The sequence below is a fragment of the Rhizobacter sp. Root1238 genome (genome assembly GCF_001425825.1).
Lineage (GTDB): Bacteria > Pseudomonadota > Gammaproteobacteria > Burkholderiales > Burkholderiaceae_C > Rhizobacter.
On sequence record NZ_LMDM01000048.1, the window covers coordinates 322269 to 335470 of the forward strand.

Annotated in this window: 8 protein-coding genes; 2 read left to right on the plus strand and 6 right to left on the minus strand. The window is 70.7% G+C overall.

Features of this window, described 5'->3' with window-relative positions:
- The first annotated feature begins 55 nt into the window (after positions 1-55).
- Entirely contained in the window at positions 56-4285 is a 4230-nt protein-coding gene (locus ASC98_RS26880; protein ID WP_056820583.1) for a chemotaxis protein CheB, read from the plus strand.
- 25 nt (positions 4286-4310) lie between these two features.
- Here the strand turns inward: ASC98_RS26880 and ASC98_RS31395 are convergent, their stop codons facing one another.
- The gene (locus tag ASC98_RS31395; RefSeq protein WP_056820586.1) at positions 4311-6152 is read right to left on the minus strand and encodes an RICIN domain-containing protein; all 1842 of its coding nucleotides are present in this window, start codon (positions 6150-6152) and stop codon (positions 4311-4313) included.
- A gap of 193 nt (positions 6153-6345) precedes the next feature.
- Positions 6346-7821 (minus strand): Fic family protein, encoded by a 1476-nt coding sequence (locus tag ASC98_RS26890; protein ID WP_056808671.1) that lies wholly within the window; start codon positions 7819-7821, stop codon positions 6346-6348.
- Positions 7822-7889: 68 nt separating this feature from the next.
- Here ASC98_RS26890 and ASC98_RS26895 point away from each other — a divergent pair, with 68 nt between their 5' ends.
- Positions 7890-8999 carry a low specificity L-threonine aldolase gene (locus tag ASC98_RS26895; protein ID WP_056808669.1) on the plus strand — a complete coding sequence of 370 codons (1110 nt, stop codon included), beginning with the start codon at positions 7890-7892 and terminating at the stop codon, positions 8997-8999.
- A 1-nt stretch (position 9000) separates the two neighbouring features.
- On the opposite strand, the gene ASC98_RS31400 is transcribed toward ASC98_RS26895, so the two are convergent.
- The 4 genes from ASC98_RS31400 to glgA all read right to left on the minus strand — a co-directional run bounded on the left by ASC98_RS31400 (position 9001) and on the right by glgA (position 13198).
- The gene (locus ASC98_RS31400; RefSeq protein WP_157598262.1) at positions 9001-10167 is read right to left on the minus strand and encodes a hypothetical protein; all 1167 of its coding nucleotides are present in this window, start codon (positions 10165-10167) and stop codon (positions 9001-9003) included.
- Between the two features lie 131 nt (positions 10168-10298).
- On the minus strand, positions 10299-11276 hold the full coding sequence (locus tag ASC98_RS26905; protein WP_056808665.1) for an aliphatic sulfonate ABC transporter substrate-binding protein: 978 nt from the start codon (positions 11274-11276) through the stop codon (positions 10299-10301).
- Positions 11277-11383: 107 nt separating this feature from the next.
- The gene (locus tag ASC98_RS26910; protein ID WP_082542310.1) at positions 11384-11632 is read right to left on the minus strand and encodes a hypothetical protein; all 249 of its coding nucleotides are present in this window, start codon (positions 11630-11632) and stop codon (positions 11384-11386) included.
- A gap of 114 nt (positions 11633-11746) precedes the next feature.
- Entirely contained in the window at positions 11747-13198 is a 1452-nt protein-coding gene (glgA, locus tag ASC98_RS26915; protein WP_056808661.1) for a glycogen synthase GlgA, read from the minus strand.
- Between the last annotated feature and the right edge of the window lie 4 nt (positions 13199-13202).

Consider the following 13202-nt stretch of genomic DNA (forward strand, 5'->3'; position numbering starts at 1 on the left):
TGACGTAGCATCATCGATTCGCGTCGAGTCGCGGATGCAGCACAAGGGACATCACATGCAAGACCTCGGGCCGGACCACGCCGAAGAGGAAGCGGGCACGGAACTCTCGGACGGCATTGCGCCGGGAGACGACCGGTTGCCGGTGATCGGCCTGGGCGGTTCGGCCGGCGGCATTCCGGCGCTGACGGCGTTCTTCCGCACCGTGCCGCCCAACCCGGGCGCCGCGTTCGTCGTGATCCTGCACCTGTCGCCCGAGCACGAGAGCACGCTGGCCGAGCTGCTGCAGCGCCACACCTCGCTGCGCGTGGTGCAGGTGCGCGAGACGGTGCAGATCGAGGCCGACACCGTCTACGTGATCGCGCCGCGCAACGCACTGCGCATGGTCGACGAGACGCTGCAGCCGGGCAAGCTGCCGGTGGAGCGCAGCGGGTCGATCGCGGTCGACCTGTTCTTCCGCACGCTGGCCGACACGCACGGCCCGCAGGCGGTCGCAGTGGTGCTGTCGGGCGCCGACAGCGACGGCGCGATCGGCATCAAGCGCATCAAGGAGCGCGGCGGGCTGGCCATCGCGCAGGACCCCGACGAAGCCGAGCACCCGGGCATGCCGCTCGCGGCGATCGCGACCGGCATGGTCGACTGGGTGCTGCCGGTCGCCGACATCGCGCAACGGGTGCTCGACTACGCCCGGCTCGCATCGCAGCTGCACCTGCCGCCCGAACAGGGCGAGGCGGCCTTGCCGAACGCGCCGAACCTGAACGGCGAGGCCGAGCTGCGCGACGTGCTGAGCTTTCTGCGCACCCGCACCGGCCGCGATTTCTCGAACTACAAGCGCGCGACCATCCTGCGCCGCATCGCGCGGCGAATGATGGTCAATGGCGTGCACGAACTGGCGGACTACATGCGCTGCCTGCGCACGCTGCCCGGCGAAGCCGGCGCGCTGCTGCAGGACCTGCTGATCAGCGTCACCAACTTCTTCCGCGACGCCGACTGCTTCACGGCGCTGGAGATGCACATCCCGCACCTGTTCCAGCACAAGACGCCGAACGACTCGGTGCGCGTCTGGGTGGCGGCCTGCGCGACCGGCGAAGAGGCCTACTCGATCGCGATCCTGCTGGCCGAGCAGGCCCGCAGGCTCAGCTCGCCGCCGGCGATCCAGATCTTCGCGACCGACCTCGACGAAGAGGCGATCCGCGTCGCGCGCGACGGCGTCTACCCGCTGTCGATCTCGGCCGACGTGTCGGAAGAGCGGCTGCGGACCTTCTTCACGAAGGAGCACCGCGGCTACCGCGTGCGGCGCGAACTGCGCGAGATGGTGCTGTTCGCGGCGCACGACCTGCTGAAGGATTCGCCGTTCTCGCGGCTCAGCCTGATGTCGTGCCGCAACCTGCTGATCTACCTGAACCGCGAAGCGCAGCACCGGGTGTTCGAGACCGCGCACTTCGCGCTGCTGCCCGAAGGCCGGCTGTTCCTCGGTGCCTCGGAGACGGTGGAAGACGACAGCCCGTACTTCTTCACGCTCGACAAGAAGCACCGCATCCATGCGCCGCGGCCGGTGTCGCGCGCAACCATGCCGGTGCCGAGCGGGGCCGGCACCATCGCCCGGGCGCTGGAGCTGCAGAGCGCGGCGCGCGGCGGCCCGGTGATCCCGACCGGCGGCGCGTTCCCGCGCGAACCGCACGTCGAACGCCCGCCGGCCGATGCGAACGGCCGCTCGATCTCGTGGGCCGAGCTGCATTTCAAGATGATCGAGATGCTGGCCGCACCGTCGATCCTGATCGACGCGCAGCACGAGATCGTCCACCTGTCGGACAGCGCCGGTCGGCTGTTGCAGTTCGCCGGCGGCGAACCGAGCCGCAACCTGCTGCGCGCCATCCACCCGGCACTGCGCGTCGAGCTGCGGGCCGCGCTGTACAAGGCGGCGCTCGGCAACGAGCGCAGCACCGTGCCGGCGCTGACGGTCGACCTCGACGGCGTGGAGGTCGCGGTGCGCATCGGCGTGCAGCCGATGACCCAGGTGGTCCCCGGCATGATGCTGGTGCTGCTCGACACGGTACCGCTCGACGAGATCGTCGAGCCGGCGCAGCGCCCGCCGGTGCCGGTCGAGCCCGACCCGTTGTCGCACCACCTCGACCGCGAACTGGTGCGGCTGAAGGCCCACCTGCGCGACACCGTCGAGCAGTACGAGGCCTCGACCGAGGAGCTGAAGGCCAGCAACGAAGAACTGCAGGCGATGAACGAGGAGTTGCGCTCGGCCAGCGAGGAGCTCGAGACCAGCCGCGAGGAACTGCAGTCGATCAACGAGGAACTGACCACCGTCAACCACGAGCTGAAGGCCAAGGTCGACGAGCTCGGCCATGCCAACAGCGACATGCAGAACCTGATGGACGCGACGGCCATCGCCACCGTGTTCCTCGACCGCGACCTGCGCATCACCCGCTACACGCCGTCGGCCGTCGAGCTGTTCAACCTGATCCCGACCGACGTCGGCCGCCCGCTGGCGCACCTGACCAACCACCTGAACTACCCGACGCTCGACACCGACGCGCGGCGCGTGCTGCAGGGGCTGATCCCGATCGAGCGCGAGGTCGACGACACGCGCCAGCACTGGTACCTGGTGCGCATGCTGCCGTACCGCACGCTGGACGACCGCATCGCCGGCATCGTGCTGACGCTGGTCGACGTGACCGAGCGCAAGCGCGGCGAGACGGCGCTGAGCGCGACCGAGGAACGGCTGCGCCTGGTGGTGGACAGCGCGGTCGAGTACGCCATCTTCTCGATGGACCTGCAGCGCCGCGTGACCTCGTGGAACGCCGGTGCCCAGCGGCTGCTGGGCTTCTCGGAGGAAGAGATCCTCGGCCAGAGCTGCGACGTGATCTTCACCGAGGAAGACCGCGCGACGGGGGCGCCGGAGCACGAGGCCGCCACCGCGCTGAGCGAGGGCCGCGCGCGCGACGAGCGCACCCACCAGCGCAAGGACGGCGAACGCTTCTGGGCCAGCGGCGTGATGACGCCGATGCACGACGAGGCCGGCAACGCGATCGGCCTGGTGAAGGTGCTGCGCGACCAGACCGCCGAACGGGCGTCCACCGACGCACTGGCGCAGGGCCGCATGGAGTTGCTGCAGGCGCTCGAGGAGAAGGAGAAGGCGCGGCTCGAACTGGAAGCCGCGGATGCCGCGAAGGACCGCTTCCTCGCGGTGCTGTCGCACGAACTGCGCAACCCGCTGGCGTCGATCGCCGGCGCGTCGGAGACGCTGGCGGTTGCGCCGCCGCGCGGCGACCCGCAATCGCGCGCGATCCGCATCCTGCGCCAGCAGGTCGGCAGCATGCGCGACCTGCTGGACGACCTGCTCGACCTGTCGCGGCTGCGGCTCGGGCGCTTCGCGATGTCGCAGCGGCGCGTCGCGTTGCGCGGCATCGTCGACGCGGCGGTCGAGACGGCCCACAGCGAGATCGAGAACCGCCGGCACGCGTTGACGGTCGAGCTGCCGGCCCGCCCGGTGGTGCTGAACGCAGACCCGTCGCGCCTGAGCCAGGTGCTGTCGAACCTGCTGATCAACGCGGCCAAGTACACCGAGGACGGCGGCCGCATCGCACTGGTCGCCCGCACCGACGGCACGGAGCTGGTGCTGACCGTCACCGACAACGGCCGCGGCCTCGACGAGAAGGCGACGGTGTCGATGTTCGACATGTTCTGGCAGAGCGAGGTGCAGACCCGCAGTGCGCACAGCATGGGCATCGGCCTGTCGCTGGTGCGCAGCATCGTGCAGATGCACGGCGGCACGGTCACGGCGCGCAGCGCCGGCCCCGGCCACGGCAGCGAGTTCACCGTGCGGTTGCCGCTGGCGCCGACCGGCGACGACATCGCGGTCGACGAGGACATCTCGCCGCTCTACGACGAGGGCGAGGTCACGGTGCCGCGGCGCGTGGTGATCGCCGACGACAACGAGGACGCTCCCTGGTCGCTCGCGACGCTGCTGCAGACCGACGGCCACGACGTGGCCTCGGCGGCCAACGGCGCCGACGCGTTGGCGCTGATCACCGAGCAGCGCCCCGACGTGGCACTGCTCGACATCGCGATGCCCGGACTGGACGGTTTCGAGGTGGCGCGGCGCGTGCGCGGCGAGGACTGGGGCCGCACGATGCTGCTGATCGCGTCCACCGGCTGGGGCGGCGAGTCCGACCGGCAGGCCTCGTCGGCGGCCGGCTTCGATGCGCACCTGGTGAAGCCGATCGACATCGGCCGACTGAAGGAACTGATCGCGCGCTGGCGGCCGGCGGAGTGAATGGCGCCGGCGCCGCGCCGACCGGTCAGCGCTGGTAGACCCGCACGTAGTCGACGTCCATGCGCTGCGGGAAGGTCGTCGCGCCGTTCGGCGCGCCCGGCCAGTTGCCGCCGACCGCGACGTTCAGCAGCAGGTGGAAGCGCTTGTCGAACGGCGCCGGGAACGCGCCGCCGCTCGACCACCACTGCGTCTGCGTGTTGTACAGCGTGCCGTCGACATAGTGGCGGATGACGCCCGCTTCCCACTCGACCGCGTAGACGTGGAAGTCGTTCAGGATGCTGGTCGCCGGCACGAAGGGCTTGCCCGAGTTGGTGTTGTTCGGCCAGCTGCCGCCGTAGTGCAGCGTGCCGTAGACGGTGTTGCCGCCGGCGGCGCCGGCATTCACCGCTTCCATGATGTCGATCTCGCCGCTGGCCGCCCAGCCGCCGTAGACCGAGTCGGACGGCAGCATCCAGAACGCCGGCCACAGGCCCTGCCCGCCCGGCAGCTTGATGCGCGCTTCCATGCGGCCGTACAGCCAGTCGCCCTTGTTCAGCGTGCGCAGCCGCGCCGACGTGTAGTCGCGGCAGCCGTCGGTCGAGCAGAAGCGCTCCTTCAGCGCCTTGATGCTCAGCACGCCGTTGGCGACGGAGGCGTTCTCGGGCCGCGCGGTGTAGTACTGCAGTTCGTTGTTGCCGCCGCCGCCGCCGTTGACCTCGAAGCCCCACTTGTTGCCGTCGATCGTGCTGCCGTTGAACTCGTCCTGCCAGACCAGGCGCCAGCCGGCCGGCGGCTGCGTGGGCGGCTGGTTCGGCGTGGTGGTGTCGCCGCTGCCGGCCGAGAAGGCCCAGCGCTGGTTGGCCTGCGTGCCGGTGCAGTCCCACTGCTGCAGCTTGCCGCCCGACGCGGTGCTCCACTCGGCGACGTCCAGGCACTTGCCGCTGTGGCGCGCGACGACCTGGTAGCCGTCGGGCGTCGCGTTGACGATGAAGCGCTGGTTGTCGCCGGCGGTGTCGGTCCACTGCGTCAGCAGCGCGCCGCTGGCGGTCGAGACGCCGGCGATGTCGAGCGACTGGTGGGTCTGCGCGTTCGAGAAGCGGTAGGCGCCGCCCTGCTCCGGCAGCACGTCGAACTTCTGCGTCTGCGCGCTGCTGCAGGTGGCCTGCACCGCCGGCGCACCGGCGGCCGTGCTGCCGCCCTGGATGTCGACGCACAGGTGCGAGTGATTCGAGCTGATCGTGTACTGCCCGACCGGCAGCGTGCCGCGGCCGGCCGTGCCCAGCGGGTAGAAGTGGTACTGCTGCGCGCCGCTGCCGTTGCAGCCCCATTGCTGGATGTTGGCGCCGTCGTTCAGCGACGCGCTGGCAACGTCGACGCACTTGCCGCTGTTGACGTTGGCCAGCACGTAGCGGTTGCCCTGCACGCGCTCGATGCGGAAGCGCTGCGCGTTGGTGCCGTTGTCGGTCCACTGCTGGACGTTGACGCCGTCGGCGGTGCCGGCCGACGCGACATCGACCGCCTTGCCGCTGCCGACGTTGACCAGCTTGTAGACGCCGGCCGACGGCTGCGAGACATCGAATGCCTGCGCCATGTTCGCGTTGCAAGTGGCCTGCTGGATGTTGCCGCCGTCGGCGGTGCTGGCCGCGGCGACGTCGACGCACTTGCCGCTGAGCGCATTGACGATCACGTAGCGGCCAACCGGCAGCGTCGCGGTGGAGACGCCGGCGGCGGCTTCGCGGTCGGCGCCTTGCGCGGCGGCATCGGCCTTGGCCGGCGACGCGCCGTCATCCCCGCTGCCGCAGGCCGCGACGAGCGCCGCCGCGGCGATCGCCAGCGGCAGCAATGAAATCCGGTGGCCCGCCGTGCGTGCCGTGCTGTGCGTTGTCATGAAAGCGCTCTCCCCCTGTGAATGCAGGCGGATTCTGGAGTTGCACGGCGAGACCGCGGACCGGGTCATTGCAACAAGCCGAAACCTGCTGACGTCGAGGGGAGCCGCGCCTTCCCAGCTGGCGGACGATGTCCCGAGGCGTCGCGGCGATTGCGCCGTGTTACGAAAACAGGCGCAGAGACTGGAAACGCTTTCAGCTCGGCGCAGCGAAGCGGCCGGCCGCTTCCTGGACCGCATCGAACACCCCCTCGGGCACGCGGTTCTGGAACTGCTTGCGCCGGTGATTCGACACCTTCCCGCCGTTGTCCAGCGCGCTCAGCACCAGCGTCGCGAGGTCGCTGCCGCGCAGGTCGAAGCGCTCGCCGACCGTCCGCACGATGGCGTCGTAGCGCGCGAGGAACTCGGTCTCCTGGCGCAGCTCGACCTCCAGTGCCTGTTCGGCCATGCGGTAGCCGAACTCGACGCAGGCCGTCGCATCCCAGTAGCGGTACAGCGACTCGTCGCCTCGGAACTGCAGGTCGTACTGACCTTCGTCGATCCAGCGCACGCCCCAGAACTCGCGCACCGGCCGCGAATAGCGTTGCAGCACCGCGAGGTAGTCGTCTTCATGCCGCTTCATCGCCACCGACACCGGCAGCAGCGCGCCTTTCGAAAGGCGCCCGGAGCGGCACAGCGCCTGGTGAAACAGGAAGCGCGACAAGCGGCCGTTGCCGTCCATGAACGGGTGGATGAACACGAAGCCGAACGAGACGATCGCCGCGGCGACGATCGGATCGATCAGCGTCGGCGCAGCGTTCGCGAAGGCCATCCACTCGTCCATCATCTCGGGCACCAGATCGGGCGGCGGTGGCACGTAGGTCACGCCGGCGGCACCGCGCGCCGGGCCGCGCAGCCAGTTCTGCTCCCGGCGGAATTGCACCGCCTTCACGTGCAGGCCGCTCACGGCCGCGTTCTGCAGCTCGACCAGATGGTCCTCGCTCAACGCGGGGCCGTCGTGCGCCTGGTGCAGCAGCGCGATGAAGCGGCGCGCCTTGTCTTCGCTCGGCGCCTCGCGCTCGATCGCGAACGAATCCTCGGTTTCGTGCAGGTAGGCCCATCGCAGCGCGCGGTCGGTCATGCCGGCACCGAGCGAGTCGATGAACTCGCGCGTTCGCTCGAGCACGCCGGAGGCCATCGCCTTGTCGAGCCGGGGTGTGCGCTCGACGGTCGCGCAGTAGCGCAGCGACCCGAGGCCGTTGAAGGCAACCCGCCAGCGGGGATCGCGCCGCTCGGGGCCGGTGAGGTAGCGCGCCGGATCGAACACCGGCACCGTCTGGCCTCCGATCGCCGGCAGGTCGGACAGCATCTGCCCGGTGAAGCGCTCCCACAGGCAACAGGCCAGGCGGATGTAGGCGCCGCTCGGCGACTGCCTGAGCTGGTTCATCAGCGCCGCCGGATCCACGCGCGGCAGGGCCTGCGCGAGAATCTGCAGGTTGACGCCCTCGTGCTTCAGCGCGAACAGCAGGTGCGCCAGCGGCTGCGTCGTCTCGGGTGCAACACTGCGAGGAATGGACAGGAAGGTCTCGCCCGGTTCGATGCGCGTGACCGGCTTCAGCCAGGCCGGCTTCGCGGGCGGAAGCGCCGCAAGCGACAGCGACTGGCGCAGGTGCTCGTACCCGACAGGCCTCATTTTTCTTGTCCGCTTCGAAGTTTTTTTGGATTCTAGGGACTTCTGCCCATTTTTTTTACAAAACGTCCATGCCCTCCACACCGCTGACCCTCGAACAACGCCAGCAGCTGCGCCGCAGCTGCACGCTGGTCGTCCCCGACTTCGCCGCGCCGACGCCGGCCGAGGAGTTCGCCCGCATGGCCGCCTGGTGCGAGGCCCACGGCGTCGAGCACGACCACTACGGCAACGGCGCGCTGGCGGCCGATTTCGAACGCAAGATCGCCGCGCTGCTCGGCAAGCCGGCGGCGGTCTTCATGCCCAGCGGCGTGATGGCGCAACTGGCTGCGCTGCGCATCCACACCGAAGCGGCACGGCTGCCGCGCTTCGGCCTGCACCCGACCTCGCACCTCGCCTTGCACGAGGAAGAAGCCTTCAGCGCGCTGCTGCAGTGCCACGCGGTGCCGGTCGGCGACCGGCTGCGGCCGATGCGCGCGTCCGACCTCGACGCGGTGCGCCAGCCGCTCGCCTGCGCGATCGTCGAGCTGCCGATCCGCGAGGCCGGCGGCCAGCTGCCCGCGTGGGACGAGCTGCTCGCACTGCACGCCGCGGCGCAACGGCGCGCGCTGCCGCTGCACCTCGACGGCGCGCGGCTGTGGGAATGCGCGGCGTACTACCAGCGCAGCCCGGCCGAGATCGCGGCCGGCTTCGCGTCGGTCTACGTGTCGCTCTACAAGGGCATCGGCGGCGTCTCGGGCGCCATGCTGGCCGGCAGCGACGACTTCATCGCGCAGGCCAGGCTGTGGCGCCGGCGCCTGGGCGGCACGCTCTACCACCTGAGCCCGATGCTGGTGTCGGCCGCGATGCGCTTCGACGAGCGCCTGGCGCTGATGCCGGCGCTGTACCGGCGCGCGGTCGCGCTGGCCGCCGGGCTGAATGCCATTCCCGGGCTGCGCGTGAACCCGCGCGTGCCGCAGACCAACCTGCTGCACCTGTTCTTCGACGCGCCGCCCGACGCGGTGCTCGAAGCGCGCGACACGCTCGCCGCGCAGGACCGCTGCTGGCTCTTCGGCCACGTGCGGGCGACCGAGGTGCCAGGCTGGAGCGCGACCGAGCTTTACGTCGGCGACCGGCTGCTGCAGGCCGACGACGCGGCGGTGCTTCCGTTGTTCGCGAAGCTCGCCGCGGCGCTGCGAACCTGAATCAGGGCTTGATGAAGGTCACGCTGTAGCTGAAGCTCTTCGCGACGCCGCCGATCTTGACGTTCGACACCGTCACGCCGAGCTTCGTGTCGGCCGGCGCGCGCGACCAGGGTTGCCCGCTGCCGCCGATCGACCAGGCCACCGTGTTCTCGGCATAGCCCTTGTCGAGCTCGGCCACGCCGGTCACCGGCACGGCCGTACCGGCGTCGTCGGTCATCGTCACGGTGGCGGCCGAGAAATCGGCACCGGGGTACGAGAACGACCAGCGCATCGTCGGCTCGGCGATGCTGCTGTCCCACGGCACGTAGCCGCGCGGCGGCCACGGCATGCCGTTCGGCACGCTCGGCGCCGCATGCGTGTTCCCCAGCACCCACAGCGCGTTGCCCTGCGGCGTGTCGCCGGTGCCGACCTCGCCGAGCACCAGGCTGAAGACCCAGCGCCGGTGGCCGAGCGACGCGACGTCGCCGTCCATCACGTACAGCGGGATCGAGCCGATGCCCGAGCTGCTGGCGTTCGCGCTGTTGAGGTTGGTGCCCCGCGCGATGTTCGATTTGCCGGCCGCGGTGGCGCCGTCGGCGGTGTAGCACTTCCAAGTGGTCGGCGGCGTGTGGCTGAGCTGGCCGTTGGCGTCGAACATCAGCGCGGCCTGCTGGGCCTGGGCCGATTTGGCCAGCGACAGCGTCACGTCGCCCGGCAGGCCGGCCATCGCGCGGTAGTAGTTGACGAGCTTGACGACCGCGTTCTTGTACGCCAGCGGCGTGTCGCCGGCCGTGCAACCGGCGACATTGCCGGTCCAGCTGAAGGAGGTCTTGCGCAGCGCGACGAAGCCGTCCTGGTAACGCGCGAGCACCTCGGCCCGGTTGCTGGTGTCGATCGCACCGAAGGCGGTGGCGCTCGCGGGTGCGGGTGCGGGTGCGGGTGCGGGTGCGGGTGCGGGTGCGGGTGCAGGTGCAGGCGACGGCGCAGGTGCGGGAGCCGGTGCGGGAGAAGGTGCAGGCGATGGCGCCGGTGAAGGTGCAGGAGACGGCGCAGGCGCCGGGCTCGGCGCATTGCCGGTCGGCGGGTTCTGGCTGACCTCGGTGCTGTCGCCGCCGCTGCCGCAGGCGGCCAGCATCAACAGGCTCAACAGCCCGACCGAGGTTCCGATGGAATGACGATGAGAAGGCATGCCCCGCGGCAAGCAAGCCGGGGACCACGCGGCGCGCCGGTGCGCAGGTCCGTTTCGGGCCCTTATCCGGCACGATCCGCACACATCGCGTTGCAAGGCCGACGCCGGGCGTCACACCTTTCGCCGGCGCGTCAGGAGGGTCGCCACACCGGCGATTCGGCGATCACGACCCGGCGCGGCAGGACCTTCGCCTGCGTGAAGGCGTCGGCGATGCGCTGCTGCTCGGCCAGCGCGTCGGCGTCGACCGCCTGCACGCGGTAGCTGCGCCGCAGGTTGGCCGCGGCCACCGTCGCGGCATCCAGGCCGATCACCGGCGCGTGCCATTCGGCGGCCGGGCCGGGGTTCTTCTTGATCCAGTCGCCGGCGCGCTGCAGTTCGGCGAACACCGCATTGAGCACGTCCGGGCGCCGCTGCGCATACGGCGTACCGGCCAGGTAGAAGCGCCGGTAGCTCGACAGCGCACCGCCGTCGAGCAGGATGCGCGCGCCGGACTGGCGCTGCACCGCGGCCAGGAACGGGTCCCAGATCACCCAGGCGGCCACGCTGCCGTTCTCGAACGCGGCGCGCGCATCGGCCGGGCTCAGGTAGGCCGGCTCGATGTCGTTGATCGACAGCCCCGCCTGGCCGAGCGCCTCCAGCAACATGTAGTGCGCGCCGGCGCCCTTCGCGAACGCGAGCTTGCGGCCTTTCAGCTGCGCGACGCTCGTGACCGGCGAATCCTTCGGCACGACGATCGCCTGGGCCTGGGGCGACGGCGTCTCGATCGCGCAGTAGGTGAGCTTCGCGCCGGCCGCCAGCGCGAACGGCGGCACCGCATCGGCCACGTCGGCGCTCAGCTCGATCGCGCCGACGTTCAGCGCCTCCAGCAGCGGCAGCCCCGAGCTGAACTCATGCCAGGTGACGCGGACCTTCAGCGGCGCCAGCGCCTGCTCCAGCGTGCCGCGCGACTTCAGGAAGATCATCAGCGTGGACGACTTCTGGAAGCCGATGCGCAGCGTCTCGGTGTCGGCCGCGCGGGTGGCCGGCACGACGCTCGCCGCCAGGGCGGCCGCGATGAAGCGGCGGCGTGGGTGGGACGGACCGGCGTCCGGAAAATCGGGGGACTGCATCGAAGGCTCTCGGGGGTGGCGGAGCCCGCGACGCTAAGCGCCGCCCCGTGCGCCGGCAACGACGCAATGCGCAGATCCTTATGCGGCCTCGGCCTTCTTCAGGCGCCTCAGGTGCTTTCGACCCGGCTGCGGTCGCGGATCACCGAGCGCCCGGCCGTCATCGCGTAGTGCAGCGCCGATTCGGGGTCGGTCCAGCAGCGGCCGTCGCACATCGATTCGTCGCGGAACACCTCGCACGGCGCTCCGCTGCCGTGCACCTGTTTCACCACCACCGCGGCCACGTAGCCGCCGTGCGCCGCTTCGATGGCGCCGGCGTAGATCTTGAAGTCGCCGACCGTCTGCTCCTGGAAATGCATGCTCTGCTCCACGCCGGCTCCGTTGCCGCAAGGGGCGAACTTTGAACCCGTTCCCGTGCAATTTCCATCGACAAGATTGGCGCCCCCGAACGGGGGGGCCGGCGGGTCGGGCCCCTACTTCTCCCGGCATTGCGCGTAGAGGCGCATGTACGACGCGGCGGCCACGTCCCACGAGAACTCCTGCGCCATCGCGCGGCGCATCAGCTGCTGCCACAGCGCCGGCTGGCCGTAGGCGTGCAGCAGCCGGTCGACGGTGACCTCCAGCGCCATCGAGCTGGCCGGCTCGAACGAGAAGCCGGTCGCGCGGTCGGTGCGGATCGTCTCGTCGGTGGTGTCGACCACCGTGTCGACCAGCCCGCCGACGCGCCGCACCACCGGCAGCGTGCCGTAGCGCAATGCGTACAGCTGCGTCAGCCCGCAGGGCTCGAAGCGCGACGGCATCAGCAGCGCGTCGCTGCCGGCGATGATGCGGTGCGCGAGCGCCTCGTCGTACACCGTGCGCACCGCCACCTGCGCCGGATGGGCGCGGGCGGCGCCCTCGAACGCGGCTTCGAGCGCGCGGTCGCCGTTGCCTTGCAGCGCGAACTGCCCGCCCCGCTGGAGAATGCCCGGCAGCGCCGCCAGCACCAGGTCCAGCCCCTTCTGCGACGTGAGCCGGCTGACGACGCCGAACAGCGGTGCATCGGCGCGCCGCTCCAGCCCCAGCTCGGTCTGCAGCGCATGCTTGCAGACCGCCTTGCCGACCAGCGAGTCGGCCTGGTAGCGCTTCTCGATGCCGGCATCGGTGGCCGGGTTCCAGACCTCCGGGTCGACGCCGTTCAGGATGCCGCAGACATCGCCGCCGCGGCCGCGGATCACGCCGTCGAGCCCGCAGCCGTATTCGTGCGTCGCGATCTCGCGCGCATAGGTCGGGCTGACGGTGGTCACGCGGTCGGCGAACTTCAGCCCGGCCTTCATGAACGACAGCTGGCTGTGGTACTCGACGCCCGACGCCGCCATGTAGCGCGCCGGCAGCCCGAGCAGGTTGAAGTCGCCGGCCGGGAACAGCCCCTGGTAGGCCAGGTTGTGCACCGTGAAGACGCGTGCCGCGCGCGTCGGCGCATGGGCGTGCGCATAGGCGCAGGCCATCGCGGCATGCCAGTCGTGGGTGTGCAGCACGTCGGGCACCCAGCCGGGATCGAACTCGCCGGCGGCGATGTGGGCCGCGACCCACCCAAGCAACGCGAAACGCTGCGCGTTGTCGGGCCATTCGTTGCCGTCGGGCGCCTGGTACGGGCTGCCGCCGCGCCGGTACAGGTACGGCGCGTCGACCACGTAGACCGGCAGCCCGCTGACCGGCATCGTGCCGAGCGTCAGCCGCACGCGCGCGGCGCCGAACGCGGCGCCGATCTCGCAGACGGTCTGCTGCCGCAGCACCGCGTCGGCGATGGCCGGCAGGCCGGGCAGCACCAGCCGCACGTCGGCCCCGGCGCGCGCGAGCGCCTGCGGCAACGCGCCGGCCACGTCGGCCAGGCCGCCGGTCTTGACCAGCGGGAAGATTTCAGCAGCGACCTGGAGTACTTTCATGCAG